The organism is Salinivibrio sp. IB872, assembly GCF_001995345.1.
Lineage (GTDB): Bacteria > Pseudomonadota > Gammaproteobacteria > Enterobacterales > Vibrionaceae > Salinivibrio > Salinivibrio proteolyticus.
On record NZ_MUFO01000026.1, the window covers coordinates 19,494 to 44,109 of the forward strand.

A 24,616-nucleotide genomic window follows, 5' to 3' on the forward strand; every position below is an offset into this window, starting at 1 on the left:
CCACAGCCAATGATTGGCCGAGTATATCAGAGATGGATTTTTTCCTTCACGCTGTTCTGTGTCTCGGGCCAGCCTCTCACTTGCTGCTCCAGCGGCGCTGGTACACTAAAGTGATAACCTTGTGCGTAATCGACCCCGAGTAAACGCAATTTCTCTAAAATCTCGCTATTTTCAACAAACTCAGCCACGGTTTTTTTGCCCATTTGCTTGGCAAGGTCGTTAATGGCTTTCACCATCGCAAAATCGGTGTCGTCCTTGGCAATGTCACGCACAAATTGCCCATCAATTTTCACGATATCAACCGGTAAACGCTTCAAGTAACCAAACGATGAGATACCCGCACCAAAGTCATCGAGTGCAATAAAGCAGCCTAACGCTTTAAGACGTGAAAATAAATCCATCGCACTGGTCATGTTGCTGATGGCGGCCGTTTCAGTGATCTCTAAGCAGATGCGTCGGCTGGGTATCACACTGTCTTTGATAGCGTGTACCAAAAATTGCACAAACTCTTTTTGCGCAATAGAGCGGCCGGATAGATTAATCGACACCATACCCAGCTTATCAACGTGCTCGGGATGCGCGGCGAACCAGGCCAAGGTTTTCTTCACCACCACCGTATCGAGTTGATGCGCCATGTTGTAGCGCTCTGCAGCGGGAATAAATAGCCCAGGTGAGATCCAGCCACCTTGGGTATCCCGCATCCGAACTAACACTTCCATATACAGCTTACGCTGGGGTGCGCCGCTAATATTCACAATGCGCTGTGCATACACTTCAAAGCGGTCTGCGGCAATGGCTTCATGAATATGGCTGACATAGGCCATTTCTTGCTCGCGACGTTTCAATTCTTCATCGTCCGGATGATAAAGATGGAGCCGGTTACGCCCCTCATCTTTAGCGGCATAGCAGGCTGTATCAGCTTGGGCATGCACTTGCTGCGGAGAGCCGGCGGTGCGGTCCAGTAAGCGGATCCCTAAGGAGCACTCCAACCGCATCCGGCTGTCATGCCAAAAGAACTCACTTCGCGCCAAGGCTGCCAGCAATGATTTCCCCCAACTCACCGCACGGGTAGCATCACAGTGATACACTAAAACGCCAAACTCATCGCCCCCAAGCCTTGATAGTACCGCGCCAGAAGGTAAGTGATGACTTACAATCAACGCCACTTGCTTTAACGCTTCATCCCCGGCTTCATGGCCTGCGGTGTCATTAATCAGCTTAAATTGGTCCATATCGATATAGAACATCGCATGGCACTGATCGTCTTCGCGGGCCTGAACCAAGGCATCGGCCAGCTTCTGTTCAAAATAACTGCGGTTATAGAGACCGGTTAAGTAGTCATGATGCGCTTGATACATCAGTTGGCTTTCCATCTCTCGGTGCGCAGTAATGTCTTCGCCGACCACCAGTATCTGTGCCTGAGTGTGCATGGCACGAACCGTTTCTCTCACCCACAAGGTCTGGCCCTTTTTAGAGCGATAAGGGATCTCTCGGCGCCAAAGTTGCTCGTCATTGTCTTGTGGGCGGCGCACCATTCGGTGGGGTGGCTCATGCTGCTCGGCATACAACTCAGTGATTTTATGGCCAAGGAGGCTTGATTTGTTGTAACCGAAAAGCTCTGCCGCATATTGGTTGATAGATTGGATCCGTGCTTGCTGATCGACGGTCAGCAAGATCACCGGTTGCTGTTCGTAAAGCATCCGGTATTCAATTTCACTGCGTTGCAGTTTCTCCTCGGTGTGCTTACGTTGGGTAATATCGCGCGCTTCAAACAGAATACGGGGTTGACCGGCTTCACCAGGAAAGCTTTTAACCGCCACATCCAAGATCAATTCACGGTGCGCCTCACTCAAACACAGTTCAAAACGCCGGGGCTGGGTCGTTTCAGTTAACTTTAGGTGCGACTCTAAGCGTGCAGGGTTACGCCATATCGGCCAAAACCAGAGCGGTCTTGCCTGATATTGGCGAGTTACATCCACCAACTGATTAAAACTGGAATTGCCTGACAGCAGAATCCCATTGCCATCAAGCAAGGCGATAAACTGATTACTCTGGTCGAACACCCCTTTGAGCATGGCACGGTGACGCATTAGTGCCGACTCACTACGACGCAGCTGACGCACATTGGCCCAAAGCATAACAATGATGCTACCCAACACCAGCACGGACAAAGACACCGCTTGTACGGTTATTTTGTGGGCCTGCCATAACGACTGCGGACGATTAGTGATCACCGCTGAACGTAGATCGCTAATATCCAAATCCCACCGTTTGACCAAAGGGTAATCAAACATGGTGACATTGGTGCTGTCGCGCTCAGCGGGCAGATCACCCGACAGCACTTTCAGTAGCAACTCACCTTGGTTCTTACCCTGCTCAACCCCATCAATCACCACACCGCCAATCACCCCGTGGCCGAGCATAAAGCTCATCGCCCCATACACGGGAACGGGGGCTTCACCCACAATGGTTTCGAGGTATTCTTGACGGGTCATAAAGCCGCCTTGGTTGTCGCGAAAGTAAGAAAGATAAAAGACGCCCTCACCCTCATGCATCGCTTGGATACGGTCATGCAGTGCCTGAAACGATAAGTCTGATAGGCGAACCACTTCGATACCCGACAAATCACTGTGCGCTAGCTGCGCTTGTACCACATTCCAGTACTGACGACTTGAAAAGGTGTTATCCAGCAACAGGTAAACACGTTCTAAATCAGGATGGAGGCGTTTCATCAACGCCAAGTTGCGAGGTAAGTCGACCTCTTCTTTCACCCCAGTCACACGCGGTAGCAGCGGGTAATGTTGGCGGCCAAAGTTATTCAGCCCCGCGTACACCACGGGCGTGTCTCCTACGTAGTCGTGGAGCTCGTGCATCAACCATAGCGCGGCGTTGTCTGTGGTTAAAATGGCATCGAAACGCTGGCTGGCGAGTTTTTGGATATAGAGTTTTTTCAGCTGTTCGCGATAGGCTTCTGATTGGTAACGCTTACTTTCTAAGTAAGTATGCTGAAAGCCGATATCGTGCCCTTGCGTCGCCGTATTTAATCCTTCGACCAACGCTTGATTCCAAAAGAACCCGGGATGATAGGAGTGCACGACCAAGACTTGTTGTTGAGCTGCACTCACGGCGCAGGTACACATCAGTAWTAACACGCCAAAAAGGTATTTGATCCCCACGCCCACTTCCTGTTGGTTTATTGGTATCTTCATAGACAACGCGATACCCTACATTAGATGCTCAATTGACTGTCAAGCAACTGAGACAGCGGAAAACATGGCTTAGCTACAACTACAAGACGACAACAATGAACGATTTACCCAAACTGGATGATCTCGATCGTCGTATTCTGTCCACACTCCTCGACGATGCGCGCGTGCCTTACGCGGAAATGGCCAAGCAGTTCCAAGTGAGTCCCGCGACAGTTCACGTGCGCGTGGAGAAAATGAAAGCAGCTGGCATTATCGAAGGTACCGAAATATTGGTGAACACCAAAAAGCTTGGCTACGACGTGTGCTGCTTTATTGGCATCAACCTCAAAGCCGCGCGGGACTATCACTCTGCGCTCGATAAGCTGAATCAGCTTGATGAGGTCGTTGAGGCTTACTACACCACCGGCGCCTATAACATCTTTGTGAAGCTGATGTGCCGCTCCATTGAAGAGTTACAGTTTGTGCTGATTGACAAGCTACAAGCCATCGATGAAGTCCAATCCACCGAAACGCTGATCTCACTACAGAACCCCATCAACCGCAACGTAATCCCCTAATTTTTGCGTGGTGATACGCTTTATCCCTGTATCTATCATGACGCAACCGCCACACAACCAAAACGCCCTGACCAAATAGCCAGGGCGTGGTTGATCGCGCGGTCTTTTTTTATCCCACGGTCTCTTCAGGACGCGGCGGCAACGGCACACCTGCATCTTCAGCAAGCCACTCGGCAACTTGTTTAGCAAAGTAAGTCAAAATGCCGTCCGCACCCGCACGTTTAAAGCACAAGAGTGATTCCATCACTGTCTCGCGCTCTTTTAACCAGCCATTATCGATCGCCGCTTTGTGCATGGCGTACTCACCAGAGACTTGGTAAGCAAAGGTTGGCACTTTGAGTTCACTTTTCACCCGGCGCACCACATCCAAATACGGCATCCCCGGTTTAACCATGACGGTATCCGCCCCTTCAGCAATATCCATCGCCACTTCATGCAGCGCTTCGTCACTGTTGGCCGGATCCATTTGGTAATTGGCTTTATTGCCCCCTTTCAGGTTCGCCGCAGAGCCTAACGCATCGCGGAACGGGCCATAATAGTTAGAGGCATACTTGGCAGAGTACGCCATGATTTGGGTATTGATGTGGCCGTTTTTCTCTAGTGCGTCTCGAATACGACCGATGCGCCCATCCATCATGTCTGACGGCGCAACAATATCCACACCCGCCTCGGCGTGTGACAAAGCTTGTTTGATCAGCACTTCGGTAGTGGGCTCGTTCATCACATAGCCGTCGTCATCAATGATCCCGTCTTGGCCGTGGATGGTGTAAGGGTCCAACGCCACATCAGTGATCACACCCATTTGTGGCACGTGCTCTTTGAGCAAGCGTACCGCGCGTGGCACCAGCCCTTCGGGGTTAAAGGCTTCAGAGGCACAGACGGTTTTAAATTCCTTCGGGATAACCGGGAATAGTGCAATCGCCGGCACACCTAGCTTGGCCAAGTAATCCGCTTCATACAACAGCAGGTCAATCGACATCCGCTCAATACCGGGCATCGACTCCACCGGCTCACGACGATTTTTGCCCATCAAAATGAAAACAGGGTAAATCAAATCGCTCGCGGACAATGAATGTTCCGCCACCATACGGCGGCTAAAGTCAGTTTTGCGTGTACGACGCAGGCGTCGAGCAGGAAAGGCGCCTTGAATGGATACGCTCACTGTATCCTCCTTTATGTTGCAGACCTGGGCTTTGGGGCAGAAGACTGCCTCACTGGGTTGTTCACCCCGTCACTGAATCGAAAAACAGCGCAGGGTGTTTTTTGTTGTACAGTCAATAACATGTTCGACAGGCTGTTGGCGAAGCCGTGCTACAGTTTGTGCGATATGGGGCAAATATTTAGGCTCATTACGGCTGCTTTTCGGCCGAGGACGTATATCGCGGGGCTGCAAATACGGCGCGTCGGTTTCTATCATCAGCCTATCATCTGGGATCCAACTAATCTGCTGCTGTAAGGCTTGTCCACGGCGCTCATCACACACCCATCCGGTGACGCCGATGTATAATCCAGCGTCCAAACACTCACGCAATGCGCGATCATCGCCGGTAAAGCAATGCAGCACCGCTGCGGGCAGTTTATCGAGCCAAGGGCGTAAAATCGCGAACCAGCGATCGTGCGCATCGCGACAGTGCATGAAGACAGGCATCGACAGCTCAGCCGCCAGCGCAAGCTGCGCATCAAAGACCACTTCTTGTTGCGGCCGTGGCGAGAAATCTCGATTAAAATCGAGGCCACACTCACCGATCGCCACCACCTCGGCGCGCTGCGCTAATTGCCGGATAACGGATAAATCCGCGGGGTCGACAGACTTGGCATCATGCGGATGGACGCCAGCGGTGGCATAGGCAAACGCCGGATAATGGGTGGCGAGATCCGCCGCTGCTTGGCTTTCTTCCAGATTAGTGCCTGTCAGCAGCATACCGGTGACGCCCGCTTGCTGCGCGCTCGCAACCACCGCGTTTCTGTCCTTATCAAATCGCGTGCTGGTCAAGTTCACGCCAATATCGATCATTCACTGGCCTCTTGTGATTCCGATGACGCACGTGGCACGTAAAAGCGCGATAGCAACACACCTAGCTCGAACAATAAACACATAGGAATCGCGAGCAAGGTTTGCGAAATCATATCCGGTGGCGTCAGCATCATACCGACTACGAACGCGGCGACGATAACGTATGGACGTTTTTGACGCAGGCTTTGTGCACTGGTCGCGCCGGTCCAAACCAGCAAAATAATGGCAATGGGAATTTCAAACGCGATCCCAAACGCCAAAAACAGTGCCAAGATAAAATCGAGGTAACTAGCAATATCGGTCGCCACTTGCACCCCTTCGGGCGCTATCGAGGTGAAAAAACCAAACACCAATGGCAGCACCACCCAATACGCAAACGCGACGCCCGCGTAGAAGAGCAACGAACTCGATACCAATAAAGGCAACACTAACCGCTGTTCATGCTTATACAAACCGGGGGCTACAAACGCCCAAATTTGGTACAAAATCACCGGTACCGCCACGAACACCGATATCACTAACGTCAGCTTTATCGGAGTGAAAAACGGTGACGCCACATCCGTGGCGATCATGCTCGCGCCTTCTGGCAGCTTATCAATCAGCGGCTGTGCCACCACGCTGTATATATCGTTAGCAAAATAAACCAAGCCAATAAAGACGACGAGAATCGCAATGATCGCTCGCAACAAGCGGTTGCGCAGCTCCATCAAATGGCTAATGAGCGGTTGGGTATCATTTACGGAGGACATAGTAGCCTTGCTCGTTTATCGCTTATCGGTCGGCGACGGCTCTGAAGACGATGCCTCAGGGCGCGGTTTCTCTGTCGACGATGCATAAGGGCGTTGGACATCCGCAGCATGCTGACGCAAGGTATCCACCGATTGCTGCAGCTCAGGGTCAAGGTCTTTCATGCCAGCCTGCTCGGCTTTGCGTAAGTTGTCTTGCAGCTCTTTAATTTTAAGCTCTTGCTCGAGCTCGTCTCGAACAGAGCCCGCCATACGCTTCGCTGCCCCCACCCAACGCGACACATTCCGTATCGCGACGGGCAGTCGCTCTGGGCCCAGAACCACTAAGCCAATCACGGCGATCAGCACCAGTTCCCAGAAACCTATATCAAACACGGTTATACCTGCTCTTTATCTTTACGTGCTTGCTCGTTTGTTGACGTCTCAGCCCCAGTATCATCAAGGGTCTTTTGCTGGAAGTCTGCGTCTTTGCCTTTTTGGCTGTCTTCGTCGTCGTTCATGGCTTTCTTAAAGCCTTTCACCGCTGAGCCTAAATCGCCGCCCATGTTACGAAGCTTTTTCGTGCCAAATAGCAATACCACAATCACTGCGATAATCAGTAACTGCCAAATACTAATTCCACCCATACTGGTTCCCTTCCACGTGTTGGTTTACATCAATTGAACGCAGCAGTGTAGCTGCTATTTATTACAGGTTTTATTACAAAGTCGCCAACCCCACAACCAAAAAATCACCGCGCCGCCGGCTGCGACCGAAGGTAAGACCTCTACCTGATTGGCAAACAGTATGGTTGCTGTCAGTAGCAAGGTGGCGCCAATACCGAGCATGTAAGTGGCGCGTGAATGACGTTGCCGTGTTTGCAAATAACCATGATAGTAAGCATCGAGCCGTTGGTTGATTTGTCGCCCTTGACGCAATCCGTCATACACCAGCTCTGGGATCTCGGGTAGCTTCTCAGCCCAAAATGGCGCTTTCTCTTTGACCGCCGCCCACACCGCTTGTGGCCCCACTTGCTGTTTCATCCACGACTCTAAAAACGGCTTGGCCGTGGTCCAGAGATCCAACTGCGGGTAGAGCTGACGCCCCAGTCCTTCGATGTAGAGCAAGGTTTTTTGTAACAGTACCAGCTGTGGCTGCACTTCCATATTAAAACGGCGCGCGGTGTTAAATAGGTTCAATAAAACATTACCGAACGAGATTTCGCACAGCGGTTTTTCGAAAATAGGCTCACATACGGTGCGGATGGCAAACTCAAAATCATCCACATTGGTGTCATGCGGCACCCAGCCAGAATCGACGTGCAACTCAGCGACTTTGCGATAATCACGGTTAAAGAACGCGATAAAGTTTTCCGCTAAATAGCGTTTATCGTCGCGATTTAAGGTACCGACAATTCCGCAGTCCAGTCCAATCCACTGTGGGTCATGCGGGTGTTCGTAGGAGACAAACACGTTGCCCGGGTGCATGTCCGCATGGAAAAAGCTATCTCGGAATACTTGGGTAAAGAAGACCTCAACCCCGCGCTCGGCGAGCAATTTCATATCAGTGCCATTCGCTTCCAGCGCTTCGATATCCGACACTTGAATACCATAGATACGCTCAGACACCATCACGTCTTTGCGGCAGTAGTCACTGAATACTTCAGGCACATACAGTGCGGGGTCGTTTTCAAAGTTGCGGCGCAGCTGAATGGTGTTGGCCGCTTCGCGCATTAAGTCCAGCTCATCAAGCAAGGTTTTCTCATACTCGCGGATCACTTCAACCGGCTTTAACCGGCGAGCATCGGGCAGAAAACGCGCCACCAGCCGTGCCACGCGATACATCAAGCGCAAGTCAGCTTGAATAACCGGCAAGATATCGGGACGGATCACCTTCAGCACCACTTCACGCCCATTCGATTTTAAGGTGGCAGTATGCACTTGCGCGATCGACGCGGAGGCGAGTGGGTTAGGATCAAAGTCGCTGAACCAGGTCTCCAGTGGGCCACCCAGCGAGGCTTCGATTTGCGCCTTGGCTTTGTGGCCATCAAACGGCGCGACTTTATCTTGTAGCTGGGCCAACTCGTTGGCGATATCGGCGGGAAAAAGATCACGGCGCGTCGACATCATCTGGCCAAGCTTCACCCACACCGGGCCCAAGCTTTGCAGCGCCAAACGCAGTCGCTCACCCACCGACTTATCGGGGTGCTGGTTTTTCAACCAAAATAAAGACTGGCGCCCCAGGTGCGCTAAGCGGGTGATCGGCTGCTTAGGCAACAAGGCGTCTAACCCATAAAGCAGCAGGGTGCGAATAATAAAATATAAACGACGAATTTCACTGAGCGTCATTAGGACTCCATCCGTTCAGCCAACTGCTTAAAACGCGCCTCAAGTCTGGCAACATCACTGCGGATCTCATCGACTTGATCCGAAAAGTAAGCCACTTCCAATGGTCCCGGCGCCACGCGCCATTCTTCGGTTAATACCTCGCCAAGGTAGCGCTGCTGACGCGAGGCAAGTTGGTTCGCTTGCTGCCAGCGCTTTTGGGCGTGACTCACCACAGTATGTGCCATCACATCCCCCATATAGGGCGAGAGCCACTCGGCAATATCAAACTGCAACCCGCTGAGCAGTTGCGAGAATTGCTGGGCGACATCGATATCGCCATCAAGCGTCAGCTGATCAGCTTTGATCAGCGCGGTAATATTGGCTTTTTGTTGCAGTTTAGGCAGCGCGGCAAGCGAGAGAGAGAGTGCACAGTCAGGCTGTGCTTCGTAGTGGCTGAGCACATCCACACGTTGGCTGAACGCGAAGACAAATTGCTTATTCCACTCTTGCAAAGAAACGCGAATCGTACGGCCTTTGAGGCGCGCCAAACGGCGCTGGCTATCAGCATCGCGTGTGATCACGCCATTTAATGCTGTCTCCAAGGCGGCACACACGAGAGAATCAAAGGCCATACTGGCTCCTTAGAATTTGAATCCGCGGTGCAGGGCGACAATGCCACCGGTCAGGTTGTGGTAGCTGGTTTGTTCAAACCCGGCTTGTTCCATCATTCCTTTTAATGTTTCTTGATCAGGGTGCATGCGAATCGACTCGGCCAAGTAGCGGTAGCTATCTGGATCGTTGACAATAAGCTGGCCCATTTTCGGCAAGACGTGGAATGAGTAGGCGTCATACACTTTGGAAAGCGGCGCGACGACTGGTTTAGAGAATTCCAAGACCAACAGACGTCCCCCCGGTTTGAGCACACGGAACATCGAACGCAAGGCCGCATCTTTATCGGTGACGTTACGCAGGCCGAACGCGATGGTGATGCAGTCAAAGTGATCATCGGGAAATGGCAACGCTTCGGCGTTCGCTTGTACGTAACTGACATTGCCCACAATGCCTTTGTCACGCAGTTTGTCTCGGCCCACTTTCAGCATGGAGTTATTGATATCGGCGAGTACCACTTCTCCGCTCTCACCGACCAGACGCGAGAATTTGGCGGTCAAATCGCCCGTTCCACCGGCTAAGTCGAGAACTTTCTGCCCTGCGCGCACGCCACTGCAGTCAATGGTAAAACGCTTCCATATCCGATGGATGCCCATCGACATGACGTCGTTCATCAGATCATATTTTGCGGCCACCGAGTGAAATACATTGGCTACCATGCTTTCTTTTTCTTGGCGTTTAACTTGCTGAAAGCCAAAGTCGATGGTCTCTTGGTCCTGATGCGTTTGTTTATCTGTCATGTTAATCCCCTAACGTGTTGGCCCTAGTTTACTTTATCGCCCATCCGGACTCCAAGCGCGGGACCAAGTTTCTTCTATTTGTTCACAGACGAGATGTCAGACACCGGATCGTCTTCATCTGCGCCTTGGGGAGAAAAAGAGGTTAATGCCGCATTCGCAAGCGCTGGACTGATATCGCGCTTTACCTCGACGCCAAGGGCTTTAAAGCCCTCGGCTTGGCGAAGAATATTGCCTCGACCTTGGCTGAGCTTATTCATCGCGCCATGATAGCTGTCGTTCGCCTTGCCCAATGCGCTCCCCAACCCTTCCATGTCGCTGACAAATAAACGTACCTTGTCGTAGAGCTTACTGGCTTTCTCTGCAATTTGTTTGGCGTTCTGATTTTGATATTCGTAGCGCCAAAGGTTATTGATGGTACGCAACGCCACCAGCAAGGTGGTGGGGCTAACTAACATAATATTGTTATCCATCGCCTCACGAATCAGACTAGGATCGGCTTCAATGGCAATTTGGAACGCAGGCTCCACAGGGATAAACATCAACACATAATCCAGCGTCTTCACGCCATGCAGTTGGTGATAGTCTTTGCGTCCAAGGCCACGGATGTGGGCGCGGATAGCTTGCACGTGCTCTTTCAACGCCGCATCTTGCTCGACAATGGACTCCGCATTGTAATAACGCTCGTAGGCCACCAATGCCATCTTGGCATCGATCACCACATCTTTGTCTTGCGGTAATTTGACAATCACGTCCGGTTGATAGCGTTTGCCTTGCTCATTCTCAAGGTTCACTTGAGTATGGTATTCATGCCCTTCACGCAAACCGGATTCTTCTAACACTCGCGCCAACACCACTTCGCCCCAGTTACCTTGCTGTTTGTTATCCCCTTTAAGGGCTTGGGTAAGGTTATGAGCTTCGCGAGTCATATCTGCGTTTAATTGCTGCAGATTTTTGATTTCATGAATGAGGGTATGACGCTCTTTGGCTTGTTCGCCAAAACTGTCGGTTACTTGCTTTTTAAACCCTTCTAATTGCGATTTCAGCGGCCCGAGTAAGGTCTCGAGACTCATTTTATTTTGCTCGTCAACGGAGTGAACTTTTTGTTCAAACACTTGATTGGCCAGCTGTTCGAATTGGGCGCGTAAGCGTTCCTCTGCATTTTCGAGCAATGCTTGTTTTTCTTGCGCAGCGTGTAATTGTTGTTCGATACCAATGTTGGTATTGCGCGAGCACGCGTCGATGCACCGCATAACCGAGCACACAGGTACCGCCCGCCCCGAGTAAAAACGCAATGAAATGCAATGAGGTTAACGACAAGCCATCCAGCATAGCGAGGTCTCTATTTTACAGTCAGTTATGTCAGCAAAGGCTAATCGCACACTGGATAAATGTCCAGTCTATCTCAGAGACTCGGGATCCCGTAGACTGCCTAAAAACACTGGCATAACCGCAAGGACGCAGCATGCATGATGAGCGCAAGGCGCTGATATTCGCCCTATCAGCCGTCTTACTTTGGTCGACCGTCGCCACCGCATTTAAGATAACGCTACGCTATATGTCGCCCATACAGATGCTGGCCGCCGCCAGTGTCGTCTCTGTGGTGATCCTACTCGCCATTGCCGCGCTCCAAGGCAAATTGGGCGCCATCTGGCCAACCTTTCGCGCGCGACCGGGTTACTACCTCGTATTGGGACTCGTCAATCCACTGATTTATTACTTAGTCCTATTTAAAGCGTACGATCTATTACCTGCCTCATTAGCGCAGCCTTTAAATTACAGCTGGGCCATTACCTTAACGTTGATGGCAGCGCTTTTCTTAGGGCAGACGATTCGTCGTCAAGATTGGATTGCTGCGGCATTGGGGTATTTCGGCGTGGTGATCATTGCCACCAAGGGACAGTTATTTTCGCTGCAATTTGATAGCCCATTAGGGATTGGGTTGGCATTATTATCGACACTACTATGGGCTGGGTACTGGATATTAAATACTAAAAACGCTGCCGATCCTGTCGTCGGGATATTATTAAGCTTTATCCTTTCGCTACCCATTTCTCTTACTTTGGCGGGGCTAACCGCATCATGGCAAGGCATTCCATGGCAAGGGTGGCTCGCGGTGAGTTACGTCGGTCTTTTCGAAATGGGCGTGACATTTATGCTGTGGCTTAGCGCAATGAAATATACTCAGAATACCTCTCGGATCAGTAATCTGATATTTATATCACCGTTTATTTCGCTGCTATTACTCACCACCATTATTGGTGAGACCATTCATCTAAGCACTTTAATTGGTTTGATGTGTATTGTGGTGGGATTATTAATTCAACAGCGCACAGGCAAGCGTGGCAAACCGTCCGCTGCCAGTGCGTCGTCATAGTCATTCATGTAAAGCTCAGTGGCGTCACCTTATGGGCGCCACAATCACACAGTGTGGACTAAGGGTTAGCCAACTTTACGCTGTGTCATGTACTGATAGAGCTCGTCAGCAGAGAGTCCATCTTGCAGTAAGCCTTGAGTGATTTCTTCAATGCGCTCAGAACGGCGCTCTTCAATCACAGAATTAAATTGGTAAACCAGTTCACGCAAGTATTTCAGTGGCACTTGACGTGCAGCACTGCGTACACGCTCTTCACTTTGGCTACCTAATTCTTGCAGTAATTTGCCAAACATGATTTTTTCTGGCGACTCCTCAAGTTGTTCGAGGACGCGCGCCATTTCGATTGTCGATAATGACATAGTGTGTAACTGACCTTTGAGATAAAAACGAAAAGGAATGAGCGTTAATTCGATTTGCTTAGTAAATATACTCCGAACCACGCACTTTTAGCAAAATAAAAAAACGCTGGCCGGAGCCAGCGAAAAGGGATGATGGGTTGTCGAGACCCCTGCGTTTTGCACGTCTTATTATACCTTGCCAACTGAGACGTTGTTTTTATTGATTTTCTTACCGTTTTACCGTTGCTGCATGCCATTGCTTCCCAACTGGGGACCATAAAATCACGAGACCGGGCAACAAGAGCCACATATGCACTGTCATCAGATCGCTGGCCGATAACCCCAAGCGCTGGGTTAAGCTGACCAAAAGCCCTGCGCCACTCATTTGGAACAATCCCAGCAAGGCTGCCGCTGTGCCAGCACGGTCAGAAAATGGGGCTAAAGCGGCGCCGGCTGACGCGCCTAACACCCAAGCAAAGCCAAATGATGAGGTAAAAATCGGCAACATAAAGGCCCAAGGCGTCGCAATAGCGCTTAATGCCAGCATCAGCCCACCCGAGCCTACCAGCATCATCAAGCCAATATTGAGCGCACGGCGGCTACCAAATTTTTCCATATAGCGCGGCGCTAACATCGCCGCGGCAATGTTTAGTGCCGCGTTAGCACCAAACCAAAAAGTGAAGCTGTTCATGGAAATACCGTATCTATCCATCAGTAATACAGGCGCGGAGGTGACATACGCTAAGATCACCGCCATGGCCAGCATGCAAAGGATGATGTGGTAGGTAAATGTTGGTACGCGTAGCACTTGCCAATAACGGCGTACGCTAAATAGGCGACCCGAGGTGTCCGTGTGCGCCGGGCGTGTCTCGGGCAAAAAGACCATAACTAATACCAACCCTAATACCGCATAACCGAGCATAAAGGTGAAGTTAGCGCGCCAGTCAAAGACTTGGGTAAGCCAGCTCCCCAATAGCGGCGCCAAGGCAGGAACAAAGCAAATCGCGCCATTAAGATAGCTAATCATATGGCCGCTGCGCTCAGCACCGAATCGGTCACGCACCGCTGCAAATGCACACACGGAAGTCGCGCACGCGCCAAAACCTTGCAGCAAACGCGCCACCAGCATCATATCCATCGAGGTGGCGAGCCACGCCATCAAAGAGCTCAGTCCATAGAGCAGTATGCCAATGACGGCTACAGGTTTGCGACCAAAGCGATCAGCCAACGGCCCAGCGAACAGCTGACCTAAGCCTAAGCTAAACATAAACCAAGTGATGGTGTCCTGTACCAACGTCGGGTTAACGTTAAAGTCCCCCGCCATATGCGGCAACGCCGGTAAATAAATATCAATCGCCATCGGGCTAAACAGCACCAGTAACACCATTAAGGCGACCAGTAAGCGATTCGATGTCGGTGAATCAGTGTGTGACATTGGTTACTCCTCTATACAGGCACGCAGTATAGTGGCTTCAGGATATGAACCATAATGGTTTATAGTAAAAGCAGTTATTCCTAAGGAGAATACCTTTAATGGATTTGGACCAGCTGCAGCGTACCGACCTTAACTTATTGGTGTGCTTACATGTATTGTTGGAAGAGTGCAATGTCACGGGGGCGGCAAAACGCCTGCACTTAAGCCAATCGGCAGTGAGTAAAAACTTAGCCCGGCTAAGAGCGCAATTTAACGATCCGCTTTTTACGCGAGCGGCCCACGGGCTTAAACCCACCGTTCGGGCGCAAGCCTTACAGGCAAAATTACGGGCTTTACTCAATGATGTTGCGGCGATGACCGAGCCGGACCACTTTCAGCCACACTTAAGTGACCGCTGTTTTCGCTTTGCCCTCGTCGAGAGCGCCTACCCATTGCTACTGCCACAGTTTATTGGCGATATGCTGGAAGCGGCTCCAGCTATCACTCTTAATACCGCCGCTTGGGATCAAACCACCTTTGATGGCCTCGCCCGCGGCAATATCGATTTTGGTATTACCGGTAAAGATTTAAATCCCGCCGATGCCATGTTGACCATGATGCCGCCCAAAGGCGTACGCTACCAAGAGCTTTGCCAAGATCACCAGTGTGTGTTGATGCGCGCCGATCACCCGGCGCTCAAGGGCCCATGGGATGAAGCGCGTTACCTTGGACTGCGACATGTACAGGTGAAGTGTGATGGGAATGACCGCTGGCTGTTGGACTATAAACTGGCAGAGCGTAATATTGAGCGTGACATTGCCATGTACGTGCCAGATTTCAACAGTGCGGCGAGCCTGTGTACCTATACCGACCTGGTGTTTACTTCACCAAGCCAGTTTGCGCATTATATTGCCGCGTCGCTCAATTTGGTGGTAAGGCCGTTACCGACGCCAATACCGCCGATGGCGTACACCTTGTTTTGGCATCAAAATCAAGAAAATGACCCGGGGCACCAATGGCTGAAAGCCTTGATTATTTCACGCTGTCAGCAATTTAGCTCAGCAAAATTGCAGCCTATCGCCAATCGCGCTAGGGTCTAACCCACTGGTTTTTTACGCGTGGCCGAACATGGCAAGTTCACCCCATACAAAGAAGGAAGAATAATGGACGCGACCCTTACCAAGCGTATTGAACAGCTAAGACACTGGCTGGCTCAACACGATTATGACGCCCTACTCATCCCCCATGAAGACGAATATCTCGGTGAGTATGTGCCTGAGCACAACGAACGTCTCCACTGGGCGACCGGCTTTACCGGCTCAGCAGGCGCTGCGGTGATCACCCGCGACAAGGCGGCGATTTTTGTTGATGGCCGCTATGTGGTTCAAGTCCGTAAGCAAGTCCCCGCCGGCCTGTTTGACTACTGCCACCTGATTGATGAGCCACCGGTGCAATGGGCCCAGCAACAATTGCCAAAAGGTGCCAAGCTGGCTATCGACGCTCGCATGCATAGCGCTGCTTGGTACAAACGTACCCAACGCGCGTTGGATGGGGCTTTGACATTGGTGAGTGTTGAGCAAAACCCGATTGAAAGCTTGTGGGACGATCGTCCCGCCCCGCTTAATAGCCCTGCCATTTTACTGGGTGAAGAGAAAACCGGCCGCGCCAGCTTAGATAAACGTCAAACCATTGGCCAGCAGTTAGCCGATCAGAATCTTGATGCCGCGGTACTCACTCAACCAGATGCCGTCTGTTGGCTGCTCAATATCCGTGGTCGCGATATCCCACGTTTGCCCGTGGTACTGACCCAAGCGATTATCAAGCAATCCGGTGACGTCACCGTGTTTATCGACCCTGACCGTCTCCCCGACGGCTTTGATGCACACGTGGGCCAAGGCGTGAGTGTCGCGCCCCCTGATAGCCTGGTTGATGCCCTGCAAGCGCTGAGCGGTCAACGTGTATTGGTCGACCCAAACGGTGCCAATGCGTGGACACTGGACACGCTCCAACAAGCGCAAGTCACCGTGGTGGAAGCGCAAGACCCATGTGCGCTTGAAAAAGCGGCCAAGAACCCGCAAGAAATCGCCGGTATGCGTGCCTGTCACGTGCGCGATGGTGTTGCCGTGACCCGCTTCTTGGCGTGGTTTGACCGTCAAGTCGACGCCGGTGAACGCCCTGATGAAGCCGTGCTCGCGGACACCCTGTATCAATTCCGCCAACAAGACGATCAACTGGTCGACTTAAGCTTTGATACCATTTCCGCCGCCGGTGGCAATGCGGCCATGTGTCACTATAACCACAACAATCAGCCTAAACCGAGCGTGATTGAGAGCAACAACGTCTACTTGGTCGACTCAGGCGGTCAATACTATGACGGCACCACCGACATTACCCGTACCGTGCCGGTGGGCGAATGCAGCGCTGAGATCAAAAAGGCCTTCACGCTGGTGCTTAAAGGGCATATTGCGCTGGCCACTGCGCTGTTCCCGAAAGGCACCTCAGGCAGCCAGCTTGATGCCTTAGCACGCCAGTATTTGTGGCAACACGGCTATGATTTTGACCATGGCACCGGTCACGGTGTCGGGCATTTCTTGGACGTGCACGAAGGTCCGCAGCGCATTTCCAAAGCGCCCAATAGCGTCGCGCTATTGCCAGGCATGGTGGTGTCAAACGAGCCGGGCTACTATCGCGCCGACGCGTTTGGGATCCGGATTGAAAACCTCGAGTTGATTGAAGAAAAGCCCACCGAGGGTGACATGACGATGCTCGGATTTGCCTCACTCACGCGTGCACCGATCGATCGTCGTTTGGTCGATGTGAGCTTACTCAGCGAGGCGGAAATCCAGTGGTGGAATCGCTATCATCAAACCGTGTGGGATGAAATCAGCCCGCACCTCGATGATCAAGACCAAGCTTGGTTAAAACAAGCGACCGCGCCACTAAGCCGTTAAGTCGCGTCTTCACCGAGTATGAAAAACAAAAAGCGTCCGATTGGACGCTTTTTTTATTCCCCTTTCAGGGCTTTCTCGACCGCTTTGGGCGAAAAGCCGCGCAAGGTGGTATCGCCAATGCAAATCACCGGGACACCCCGCGAGCCAGTTGCCGCCAGCAGCTTCTTACCTTTGGGCGTGGCTGTATCGACAACACGATAACGCAGCCCTTTTTTATCCAAGTAAGCTTTGGCCGCCTCACAGTGAGGACAGCGTGGACCTACATATACAGTAATACGTTTCATGCCCGCATTGTCGCTAACCCACTGCCGTTTGTGAAGCCATTTGCGCCTGACGCGCGATATCGTAGATGTTATCCCAATCTTTCCATACCACCTCAAAACCGAGGGCTCGGACGCTGGCGGCCACCTCTGCCGCGCTCCGTTCATCACTGATGGCAAACTGCTCTAATTGTGGCTCAGGGTTCGCGTAACCGCCCGGTTGGGTTTTTGACGCCGCGGATAGGCTCGTGACCCCAAGGGGCAGCACATTGTCGCGAAAGTGGGGGGACTCTCGTGTCGATAGCGACAGCTCTACCTGCGGATTCCACAACCGATAGGCACAAATCAGCTGAACCAGCTGCTTGTCCGTCATCACCGATTTCGGCTGTAACGCCCCCGCGCAAGGACGTAAGCGCGGAAAAGATAGCGAATAGCGGCTTTGCCAGTATTGCTTTTCCAGATAATCCAGATGCTGGGCGGTAAAAAAGCTGTCGGTGCGCCAGTCCTCAAGGCCAATCAAGGCGCCGAGACCGATCTTATCGACCCCTGCTTGTGCCAACCTATCTGGGGTTTGCAGCCGGTAGTGAAAGTCGGTTTTATTCCCGCGCTTGTGGTGTTTCCCATAGGTTGGAGCGTGGTAGGTTTCTTGGTAAACCATCACCGCATCCACACCCTGTGCCACCAAGGCGCGATATGCCTCGGTATCCAGCGGCTGCACCTCCATCGCCACATGATGAAAGTATCGCTTCACCAAGGGTAAGGCGCGGAGAAAATACTCGAGCCCTACCTTGGTTTCATGCTCACCGGTCACCAATAGCACACTGTCAAAGCCCATTTTTTTGATCGCTTCACACTCGGCGGCGATCTCGGCTTCATCCAGCGTGCGCCGTTTAATTCGGTTTTCCATCGAAAAACCGCAATAGGTACACACGTTGGCGCACAAATTGGAGAGATACAGCGGAATGTAAAACCCCATGGTGTAGCCAAACCGCTGCCGCGTCAGCGCCGCAGATTGCTGAGCCATGGCCTCAAGGTAGCCTTCAGCGGCAGGACTGATCAGGGCAGCGAAGTCGTCCAAATTACGCGAAGATTTAGCCAGCGCCCGCTCGACATCTTGGCGCGTTTTGCTGTAAATCGAAAGGCGATGATGATCCCAATCGAGTGCCGCCCACCGCTCAGAAAAGCTCATCACGCCTCCTTAGCGTCAAGAAACGCGGTTAAGGGGCTAGACGCGTGGGCGTGATTGTGTGTGCCCGCCAGCCCAGCACGATACGCACAGTGTCCGGCTTCAACCGCTTGTTTAAACGCTGCGCCCATGGCAATCGGATCGCCAGCCGTGGCAATGGCGGTGTTGACCAATACCGCATCAGCGCCGCGCTCCATCGCTAACGCCGCATCTGACGGTGCACCAATGCCGGCATCAATGATCACCGGCACGCGAGCTTGCTCGATAATGATGTCGAGAAACGCCATTGAGGCCAGCCCTTGGTTGGATCCAATCGGTGAGCCAAGGGGCATCACCGCCGCGCATCCCACCTCTTCCAAGCGCTTACACAGCACAGGATCGGCATGACAATATGGCAGCACCACAAACCCCTCATCCACAAGCGTTTTCGCCGCTTGAAGAGTTTCAATCGGATCAGGCATCAAATATTTGGGGTCGGGGTGAATTTCCAGCTTCACCCAATGCGTTCCCAATGCTTCTCGGGCAAGACGCGCCGCAAAGACCGCTTCTTGCGCATTTTTCGCCCCTGAGGTATTGGGCAGCAGGCGTACACCGAGCTCGCGCAGCGGGGTTAAAATATCGTCTTGTATAGCATGCACATCGACTCGCTTTAGCGCCATGGTGACAAGTTCAGTACCACTGGCCGCCAGTGATTCGGCCATGGTCTTGCGACTGGCAAACTTGCCGGTGCCTGTTAACAGCCGAGATGAAAACGTCGTATCCGCAATGGTTAACATAATTATCCTCCGGCAATCGCTTGAAAGACCGCCAAGCTATCGCCAGCGGTGAGTGACGTGGACGACCAAGCATCACGCGCAATAATGGTCTGATTTAGCGCGACCGCGACTGATTCAGCCGGCACCTTCATCTCCTCAATCAATTGCGCGACGGTCGTGGCATTGACCTCTGTAGGCGTGTCATTAATGGTTAACTGCATCGCTTACCTCCCGCTTTGGCTGACAAATCGCACAGTGCGGATGCACAGGCAGCGAAAAGTGCTGCCATGTCATGGTTTGTCCATCAAACCGTGACAAGCGATTGGTCCCGACCGCCTGTCCTAATAACAGTTTTATCCCTTCCAGCGCTTGCGCGGTGGCCATCATGCCGACCACAGGTCCCATGACCCCAGCTTCAGCGCAGCGTGTGGGTTCGGAAAGCGTCACGTCTGCGAAGGCGCACGCATAACATGCGCTATGCGGTTGATAAACCAATAACTGGCCTTGCCAACCGATCGCCGCTGCGCTCACCAAGGGTGTACCTGCCTCTACACATGCTTGGTTAACCGCATGACGAGTGGCGAGATTATCACTGCAATCGAGAACCACATCCGCCATCGCCACTTCAAGCTCCAGACGCTCACCTTCTAGATAGGCATTGATGGCTCGGCACTGGCAATGTGGATTCAGCGCGACCAAGTTAGCGGCTAGCGCTGCGGCTTTATCGGTGCCGATTTGCTCATCCCGATACGCCACCTGACGCGACAAATTAGATAGCTCAACGTGGTCTGAGTCAGCAATCGCTAACTGACCCACGCCAGCGCCTGCAAGATAGAGGCCCGCGGTGGTTCCAAGCCCACCGGCACCGACCATCAACACGCGCGCCTTGCTCAGTGCCTGCTGCCCGCGCTCTCCAACTTCTGGCAGCATGATTTGCCGGCTATAACGCAGGTATTCACTGTCAGATAGCATCACGCCCTCCTTGCTGTCTTGATGGATTAAGACAGCGATTAAATGCGTCAATGCGCGCCGCTAAATCAGGCGCTTGCGTCACAGCGCGGACCACCGCAATGGCGTCCACGCCGGTGCGCCAAACGTCAGGGGCTCGATCGAGATCAATACCGCCAATCGCCACCGTCGGGAAACGGCCATCCACAGTCGCCACCTGCTGTGCTAACGCAGAAATGCCTTGCGGCGGCTCGGCGAGCTGTTTGGTAGTGGTGGGAAAAATATGGCCGATGGCAAGATAACTGGGCGAGAGGTCAATCGCTGCAGCGAGTTGTTCGGGACTGCGTGTCGATACGCCAAGGCGCACGCCTTGCCGCGCAAGCCGGTCAAGATCCGCCTCTTGTAAGTCTTGCTGCCCCAGATGAACGCCATAGGCGCCAGCCTCAAGCGCGAGCTGCCAGTGATCGTTGATAAACACCTGCGCATGGTGCGCGCGGCCCAATGCCACCGCACGCTGTATCCAATCTAGCAATTGTGGATGCGCTGGCTGCTTCACACGCAGTTGCACGGTTTTCACCCCCAAGCAAAGCAAGCGTTCGAGCAAATCCACATCGTCCACTACCGGATATAATGGGCCTATACCTTCAGACATAGGCGCAAATGGGGTCAGGCTCATGACTCCACCTTATCGCTGTCCGCTACCTCAGCGCCTTGTGGTGACGAATGATGGGATTTTTGCAGGTAGAGCTCACTGCCCTTTTCTCGAAACTCTTGCGATTTTTGCTGCATGCCTGCTAACGGGTCTTCCAGCATAGTGACATCAATCGCTTCACCCGCGGCGGCATAGCCATTTTCTTTGGCATAATCTCGGACTTCTTGGCTGATTTTCATGGAGCAGAATTTCGGCCCACACATGGAGCAAAAATGCGCGACCTTGCCGGACTCTTGAGGCAGTGTTTCATCGTGATAAGCACGCGCCGTCACCGGATCTAAAGCAAGGTTGAACTGATCTTCCCAGCGGAATTCAAAGCGCGCTTTGGAAATGGCGTTATCTCGCACCTGCGCGCCCGGATGTCCTTTGGCTAAGTCGGCGGCGTGCGCGCACAACTTGTAAGTAATCAGTCCGGTTTTAACATCCTCTTTATTGGGCAGACCCAGATGCTCTTTGGGCGTGACATAGCAAAGCATCGCACACCCAAACCAGCCAATCATCGCCGCACCAATCCCGGAGGTGATATGGTCGTAACCAGGCGCGATATCAGTAGTCAGCGGGCCTAAAGTATAAAAAGGCGCTTCATGGCAATGGGTGAGCTGCTCGTCCATGTTCTCTTTGATCATATGCATGGGCACATGGCCGGGGCCTTCAATCATCACCTGCACATCGTATTCCCATGCCACCTTGGTAAGCTCGCCTAGAGTACGTAGCTCACTGAATTGCGCTTCGTCGTTCGCGTCAGCCACTGAGCCGGGACGTAATCCATCGCCTAGCGACAGCGATACATCATACGCGGCACAAATCTCGCAGATTTCACGAAAATGGGTATAGAGGAAGCTTTCTTGATGATGCGCCAAGCACCATTTGGCGATAATCGACCCACCACGCGAGACAATCCCAGTCACGCGATTGGCGGTCATGGGCACATAGTGCAAACGCACCCCAGCGTGAATGGTAAAGTAATCGACCCCTTGCTCGGCTTGCTCTATCAAGGTATCGCGCATCACTTCCCAAGTCAGGTCTTCGGCAATGCCATTCACTTTCTCAAGCGCCTGATACATAGGCACAGTGCCAATCGGGACTGGGCTATTACGTAAAATCCACTCGCGGGTTTCGTGGATATTGCGTCCGGTCGATAAATCCATCACCGTATCCGCGCCCCAACGGGTCGCCCACACCAACTTTTCGGTTTCTTCTTCAATGGAAGAGCTCACCGCCGAGTTACCAATATTGGCATTCACTTTCACGAGAAAGTTACGCCCAATGATCATTGGCTCCGCTTCTGGGTGGTTAATGTTGGCAGGAATAATCGCACGCCCTTCAGCAACTTCTTGGCGCACAAATTCGGGAGTGATGTTTGATGGCAAGTGAGCACCAAAGCTTTCCCCTGGGTGCTGGCGATTGAGCTGCTCTTCACGATACTGCTGGCGACCCATATTTTCTCGAATAGCGATAAATTCCATCTCTGGGGTGATAATGCCTTGGCGTGCGTAGTGAAGTTGAGTCACACATTGGTTAGGTTTCGCCCGACGGATAGACGGTAAGGCACTAAAGCGAAGATCATCCAAGGTTTCATCACTAAGGCGAGTCTGCGCATAGTCTGAGCTCACTGCATCAAGAAACTCTGTATCGGCACGCTCATCAATCCAGGCTTTGCGCACTGGGGCTAAGCCTTGGTAAATATCGATAGCACTCTGTGGGTCGGTATAAGGCCCTGATGTGTCATAAACCCGAATGGATTCATTTGCCTCGTACTGCGGATTATCTTTACTCCCGCCCACAAAAGTCGGAGAAAGGTGGATTTCGCGCATGCCTACGCGAATATCGGGTCGCGATCCCTCGACATAGACTTTTTCCGAGTTAGGGTAGGTTTGCGCAGAGAGGGAATCGATAAAAGATTTGGCCTCAAGACGGGCCTGTTTACGGGTCGACATAGCATTACTCCGGTGTTCATTATGGGAATTAATGCTTGCCGGAAAACGCTGAATTGAGATGTGAGCAAACTGGCAGACGCGTACGGTCTGTGATCTGATGCATCTCTTGTTCCCTTCGCTGGTCCTAACCAGATCAGGTTCAACGGATCCCACTTCACGTGGTCTCAGCCAATTGGCACTCCGACAAGTTCAACGCCAGTATAAGAAATCACCGCCGCAACAACAAGCGACGTAATGGCATGTTTTTACCTACCCAGTAATGCGTCCTAGCAACCAAGCCCCCATCGCGGCCGCTCCTAAGCATAACGCAAGGTTGAGACCCACGTTTAACAAGGCTTTCACCGTCTCACCATGTTGAAAAAGAAGCAAGGTATCCACTGAAAAGGTCGAGAAGGTGGTGAACGCGCCCAAAAAGCCAATCGCAATCAGTTGACGCCAAGGCACTGGGGCAATCAGCTCTTGGCTCATCGCCGCTAAAAAGACACCCATCGCTAATGAGCCCAGCACATTAACCATGAGGGTGCCGTAAGGAAATCCTCGACCAAACACCGCGACGCTCCACTCTGAAACTAAAAAACGCGAAGACGCCCCTAATGCGCCACCAAGTCCTACCCACAATATGCTTACCACTGGGTGCCCCTTTCGATTGGTAAAAAGTCATCATACCGCGACATGTGAACAAGAAACAGGAGGAAGAAAAAGGGAAGAGGGTTAGGAGTGCTAGAAGCTTAATGATTCACATACAAAAAAAGCACCGACGATGTCGATGCTTTGGTATTTGGCAGGGGTAGAGGGATTCGACCGGGCTGGCGACCCAGCCCCCAACACGCCTTTTTTGTCGTTTGCATGTTCTCAGCTATCTCTTATCGGATTACGAGAAGCTTGATGATTCACATACAAAAAAGCACCGACGATGTCGATGCTTTGATGTTTGGCAGGGGTAGAGGGATTCGACCGGGCTGGCGACCCAGCCCCCAACACGCTTTTTTGTCGTTTGTATGTTCACTTCACATACAAAAANGACGATGTCGATGCTTTGGTATTTGGCAGGGGTAGAGGGATTCGACCGGGCTGGCGACCGGCAGGGGTAGAGGGATTCGACCGGGCTGGCGACCCAGCCCCCAACACGCCTTTTTTGTCGTTTGCATGTTCTCAGCTATCTCTTATCGGATTACGAGAAGCTTGATGATTCACATACAAAAAAGCACCGACGATGTCGATGCTTTGATGTTTGGCAGGGGTAGAGGGATTCGACCGGGCTGGCGACCCAGCCCCCAACACGCTTTTTTGTCGTTTGTATGTTCACACCTACCCTTAATCGGGTTACGAGAAGCTTGATGATTCACATACAAAAAAAGCACCGACGATGTCGATGCTTTGGTATTTGGCAGGGGTAGAGGGATTCGACCGGGCTGGCGACCCAGCCCCCAACACGCCTTTTTTGTCGTTTGCATGTTCTCAGCTATCTCTTATCGGATTACGAGAAGCTTGATGATTCAC

General features: G+C 52.2%; 23 protein-coding genes, 1 pseudogene and 1 riboswitch. Of the genes and pseudogenes, 4 read left to right on the plus strand and 20 right to left on the minus strand.

The genetic code is table 11. The features are described from left to right. Positions 1-26: 26 nt before the first annotated feature. Positions 27-3,209 (minus strand): ABC transporter substrate binding protein, encoded by a 3,183-nt coding sequence (locus tag BZJ18_RS11385; protein ID WP_241824953.1) that lies wholly within the window; start codon positions 3,207-3,209, stop codon positions 27-29. Positions 3,210-3,304: 95 nt separating this feature from the next. On the opposite strand from BZJ18_RS11385, the gene asnC reads away from it, so the two are divergent. Beyond that, the gene (gene asnC / locus BZJ18_RS11390) at positions 3,305-3,766 is read left to right on the plus strand and encodes a transcriptional regulator AsnC (protein ID WP_069588218.1); all 462 of its coding nucleotides are present in this window, start codon (positions 3,305-3,307) and stop codon (positions 3,764-3,766) included. Positions 3,767-3,875: 109 nt separating this feature from the next. Here the strand turns inward: asnC and hemB are convergent, their stop codons facing one another. The 9 genes and pseudogenes from hemB to rmuC all read right to left on the minus strand — a co-directional run. Further along, positions 3,876-4,928 (minus strand): porphobilinogen synthase, encoded by a 1,053-nt coding sequence (hemB, locus tag BZJ18_RS11395; protein ID WP_077456829.1) that lies wholly within the window; start codon positions 4,926-4,928, stop codon positions 3,876-3,878. Positions 4,929-4,997: 69 nt separating this feature from the next. Continuing rightward, a complete protein-coding gene (locus tag BZJ18_RS11400) occupies positions 4,998-5,780 on the minus strand; it encodes a TatD family hydrolase (protein ID WP_077456831.1) in 783 nt (260 codons plus the stop codon). After that, positions 5,777-6,529, minus strand: coding sequence for a twin-arginine translocase subunit TatC (gene tatC, locus BZJ18_RS11405; protein WP_069588224.1), 753 nt, complete (start codon positions 6,527-6,529; stop codon positions 5,777-5,779). Before tatC ends, BZJ18_RS11400 begins: the two co-directional genes overlap by 4 nt. A gap of 15 nt (positions 6,530-6,544) precedes the next feature. Further along, positions 6,545-6,901, minus strand: a complete 357-nt coding sequence (gene tatB / locus BZJ18_RS11410; protein ID WP_077456833.1) for a Sec-independent protein translocase protein TatB — start codon at positions 6,899-6,901, stop codon at positions 6,545-6,547. A gap of 2 nt (positions 6,902-6,903) precedes the next feature. Continuing rightward, the gene (tatA, locus tag BZJ18_RS11415; protein WP_069588228.1) at positions 6,904-7,152 is read right to left on the minus strand and encodes a Sec-independent protein translocase subunit TatA; all 249 of its coding nucleotides are present in this window, start codon (positions 7,150-7,152) and stop codon (positions 6,904-6,906) included. Positions 7,153-7,206: 54 nt separating this feature from the next. Continuing rightward, positions 7,207-8,853 carry a ubiquinone biosynthesis regulatory protein kinase UbiB gene (ubiB, locus tag BZJ18_RS11420; protein WP_077456835.1) on the minus strand — a complete coding sequence of 549 codons (1,647 nt, stop codon included), beginning with the start codon at positions 8,851-8,853 and terminating at the stop codon, positions 7,207-7,209. Beyond that, on the minus strand, positions 8,853-9,464 hold the full coding sequence (locus tag BZJ18_RS11425; protein WP_069588232.1) for a ubiquinone biosynthesis accessory factor UbiJ: 612 nt from the start codon (positions 9,462-9,464) through the stop codon (positions 8,853-8,855). The genes ubiB and BZJ18_RS11425 overlap by 1 nt, the downstream gene beginning before the upstream one ends. 9 nt (positions 9,465-9,473) lie before the next feature. Further along, positions 9,474-10,241 (minus strand): bifunctional demethylmenaquinone methyltransferase/2-methoxy-6-polyprenyl-1,4-benzoquinol methylase UbiE, encoded by a 768-nt coding sequence (gene ubiE, locus BZJ18_RS11430; protein WP_069588234.1) that lies wholly within the window; start codon positions 10,239-10,241, stop codon positions 9,474-9,476. 74 nt (positions 10,242-10,315) lie between these two features. Further along, positions 10,316-11,446 (minus strand): annotated as a pseudogene (gene rmuC / locus BZJ18_RS11435) (DNA recombination protein RmuC); the annotation flags it as partial. A gap of 257 nt (positions 11,447-11,703) precedes the next feature. Here rmuC and BZJ18_RS11440 point away from each other — a divergent pair. After that, entirely contained in the window at positions 11,704-12,615 is a 912-nt protein-coding gene (locus BZJ18_RS11440) for a DMT family transporter (protein WP_077456837.1), read from the plus strand. A gap of 65 nt (positions 12,616-12,680) precedes the next feature. Here the strand turns inward: BZJ18_RS11440 and tsrA are convergent, their stop codons facing one another. Together tsrA and BZJ18_RS11450 are read right to left on the minus strand one after the other, a co-directional pair. Continuing rightward, the gene (gene tsrA / locus BZJ18_RS11445; protein ID WP_069588237.1) at positions 12,681-12,974 is read right to left on the minus strand and encodes an H-NS-like global regulator TsrA; all 294 of its coding nucleotides are present in this window, start codon (positions 12,972-12,974) and stop codon (positions 12,681-12,683) included. Between the two features lie 208 nt (positions 12,975-13,182). Continuing rightward, positions 13,183-14,388 (minus strand): multidrug effflux MFS transporter, encoded by a 1,206-nt coding sequence (locus BZJ18_RS11450; protein ID WP_077456839.1) that lies wholly within the window; start codon positions 14,386-14,388, stop codon positions 13,183-13,185. 98 nt (positions 14,389-14,486) lie between these two features. On the opposite strand from BZJ18_RS11450, the gene BZJ18_RS11455 reads away from it, so the two are divergent. Together BZJ18_RS11455 and BZJ18_RS11460 are read left to right on the plus strand one after the other, a co-directional pair. Then, positions 14,487-15,467: a LysR family transcriptional regulator gene (locus BZJ18_RS11455; RefSeq protein ID WP_077456841.1), complete on the plus strand. Its 981-nt coding sequence runs from the start codon at positions 14,487-14,489 to the stop codon at positions 15,465-15,467. A gap of 63 nt (positions 15,468-15,530) precedes the next feature. Next, positions 15,531-17,318: an aminopeptidase P family protein gene (locus BZJ18_RS11460; RefSeq protein WP_077456843.1), complete on the plus strand. Its 1,788-nt coding sequence runs from the start codon at positions 15,531-15,533 to the stop codon at positions 17,316-17,318. 53 nt (positions 17,319-17,371) lie between these two features. On the opposite strand, the gene BZJ18_RS11465 is transcribed toward BZJ18_RS11460, so the two are convergent. From BZJ18_RS11465 to crcB, 8 genes are all read right to left on the minus strand, one after another. After that, positions 17,372-17,602: a glutaredoxin family protein gene (locus BZJ18_RS11465; protein WP_069361819.1), complete on the minus strand. Its 231-nt coding sequence runs from the start codon at positions 17,600-17,602 to the stop codon at positions 17,372-17,374. Positions 17,603-17,615: 13 nt separating this feature from the next. Then, positions 17,616-18,767 (minus strand): 2-iminoacetate synthase ThiH, encoded by a 1,152-nt coding sequence (gene thiH / locus BZJ18_RS11470; RefSeq protein ID WP_077456845.1) that lies wholly within the window; start codon positions 18,765-18,767, stop codon positions 17,616-17,618. Beyond that, positions 18,767-19,540, minus strand: coding sequence for a thiazole synthase (locus BZJ18_RS11475; protein ID WP_077456847.1), 774 nt, complete (start codon positions 19,538-19,540; stop codon positions 18,767-18,769). The genes thiH and BZJ18_RS11475 overlap by 1 nt, the downstream gene beginning before the upstream one ends. A 2-nt stretch (positions 19,541-19,542) precedes the next feature. Next, complete coding sequence (thiS, locus tag BZJ18_RS11480; RefSeq protein WP_046074603.1) at positions 19,543-19,740, minus strand: sulfur carrier protein ThiS; 198 nt, start codon at positions 19,738-19,740, stop codon at positions 19,543-19,545. Continuing rightward, on the minus strand, positions 19,724-20,491 hold the full coding sequence (locus BZJ18_RS11485; RefSeq protein ID WP_077456849.1) for a HesA/MoeB/ThiF family protein: 768 nt from the start codon (positions 20,489-20,491) through the stop codon (positions 19,724-19,726). Before BZJ18_RS11485 ends, thiS begins: the two co-directional genes overlap by 17 nt. Next, complete coding sequence (gene thiE, locus BZJ18_RS11490) at positions 20,481-21,143, minus strand: thiamine phosphate synthase (RefSeq protein WP_077456851.1); 663 nt, start codon at positions 21,141-21,143, stop codon at positions 20,481-20,483. The genes BZJ18_RS11485 and thiE overlap by 11 nt, the downstream gene beginning before the upstream one ends. After that, the gene (gene thiC, locus BZJ18_RS11495) at positions 21,140-23,116 is read right to left on the minus strand and encodes a phosphomethylpyrimidine synthase ThiC (protein WP_077456853.1); all 1,977 of its coding nucleotides are present in this window, start codon (positions 23,114-23,116) and stop codon (positions 21,140-21,142) included. Before thiC ends, thiE begins: the two co-directional genes overlap by 4 nt. A 93-nt stretch (positions 23,117-23,209) precedes the next feature. After that, a riboswitch (TPP riboswitch) is annotated at positions 23,210-23,309 on the minus strand. Between the two features lie 56 nt (positions 23,310-23,365). Continuing rightward, on the minus strand, positions 23,366-23,746 hold the full coding sequence (gene crcB / locus BZJ18_RS11500) for a fluoride efflux transporter CrcB (RefSeq protein ID WP_069586806.1): 381 nt from the start codon (positions 23,744-23,746) through the stop codon (positions 23,366-23,368). Between the last annotated feature and the right edge of the window lie 870 nt (positions 23,747-24,616).

Bases quoted from the DNA above. Each gene is read 5' to 3' on its own strand.
- asnC (WP_069588218.1), top strand. From the start codon at position 3,305: ATGAACGATTTACCCAAACTGGATGATCTCGATCGTCGTATTCTGTCC.
- BZJ18_RS11400 (WP_077456831.1), bottom strand. From the start codon at position 5,780: ATGATCGATATTGGCGTGAACTTGACCAGCACGCGATTTGATAAGGAC.
- tatC (WP_069588224.1), bottom strand. From the start codon at position 6,529: ATGTCCTCCGTAAATGATACCCAACCGCTCATTAGCCATTTGATGGAG.
- tatA (WP_069588228.1), bottom strand. From the start codon at position 7,152: ATGGGTGGAATTAGTATTTGGCAGTTACTGATTATCGCAGTGATTGTG.
- ubiB (WP_077456835.1), bottom strand. From the start codon at position 8,853: ATGACGCTCAGTGAAATTCGTCGTTTATATTTTATTATTCGCACCCTG.
- BZJ18_RS11425 (WP_069588232.1), bottom strand. From the start codon at position 9,464: ATGGCCTTTGATTCTCTCGTGTGTGCCGCCTTGGAGACAGCATTAAAT.
- ubiE (WP_069588234.1), bottom strand. From the start codon at position 10,241: ATGACAGATAAACAAACGCATCAGGACCAAGAGACCATCGACTTTGGC.
- BZJ18_RS11440 (WP_077456837.1), top strand. From the start codon at position 11,704: ATGCATGATGAGCGCAAGGCGCTGATATTCGCCCTATCAGCCGTCTTA.
- tsrA (WP_069588237.1), bottom strand. From the start codon at position 12,974: ATGTCATTATCGACAATCGAAATGGCGCGCGTCCTCGAACAACTTGAG.
- BZJ18_RS11450 (WP_077456839.1), bottom strand. From the start codon at position 14,388: ATGTCACACACTGATTCACCGACATCGAATCGCTTACTGGTCGCCTTA.
- BZJ18_RS11455 (WP_077456841.1), top strand. From the start codon at position 14,487: ATGGATTTGGACCAGCTGCAGCGTACCGACCTTAACTTATTGGTGTGC.
- BZJ18_RS11460 (WP_077456843.1), top strand. From the start codon at position 15,531: ATGGACGCGACCCTTACCAAGCGTATTGAACAGCTAAGACACTGGCTG.
- BZJ18_RS11465 (WP_069361819.1), bottom strand. From the start codon at position 17,602: ATGAAACGTATTACTGTATATGTAGGTCCACGCTGTCCTCACTGTGAG.
- thiH (WP_077456845.1), bottom strand. From the start codon at position 18,767: ATGAGCTTTTCTGAGCGGTGGGCGGCACTCGATTGGGATCATCATCGC.
- BZJ18_RS11475 (WP_077456847.1), bottom strand. From the start codon at position 19,540: ATGTTAACCATTGCGGATACGACGTTTTCATCTCGGCTGTTAACAGGC.
- thiS (WP_046074603.1), bottom strand. From the start codon at position 19,740: ATGCAGTTAACCATTAATGACACGCCTACAGAGGTCAATGCCACGACC.
- BZJ18_RS11485 (WP_077456849.1), bottom strand. From the start codon at position 20,491: ATGCTATCTGACAGTGAATACCTGCGTTATAGCCGGCAAATCATGCTG.
- thiE (WP_077456851.1), bottom strand. From the start codon at position 21,143: ATGAGCCTGACCCCATTTGCGCCTATGTCTGAAGGTATAGGCCCATTA.
- thiC (WP_077456853.1), bottom strand. From the start codon at position 23,116: ATGTCGACCCGTAAACAGGCCCGTCTTGAGGCCAAATCTTTTATCGAT.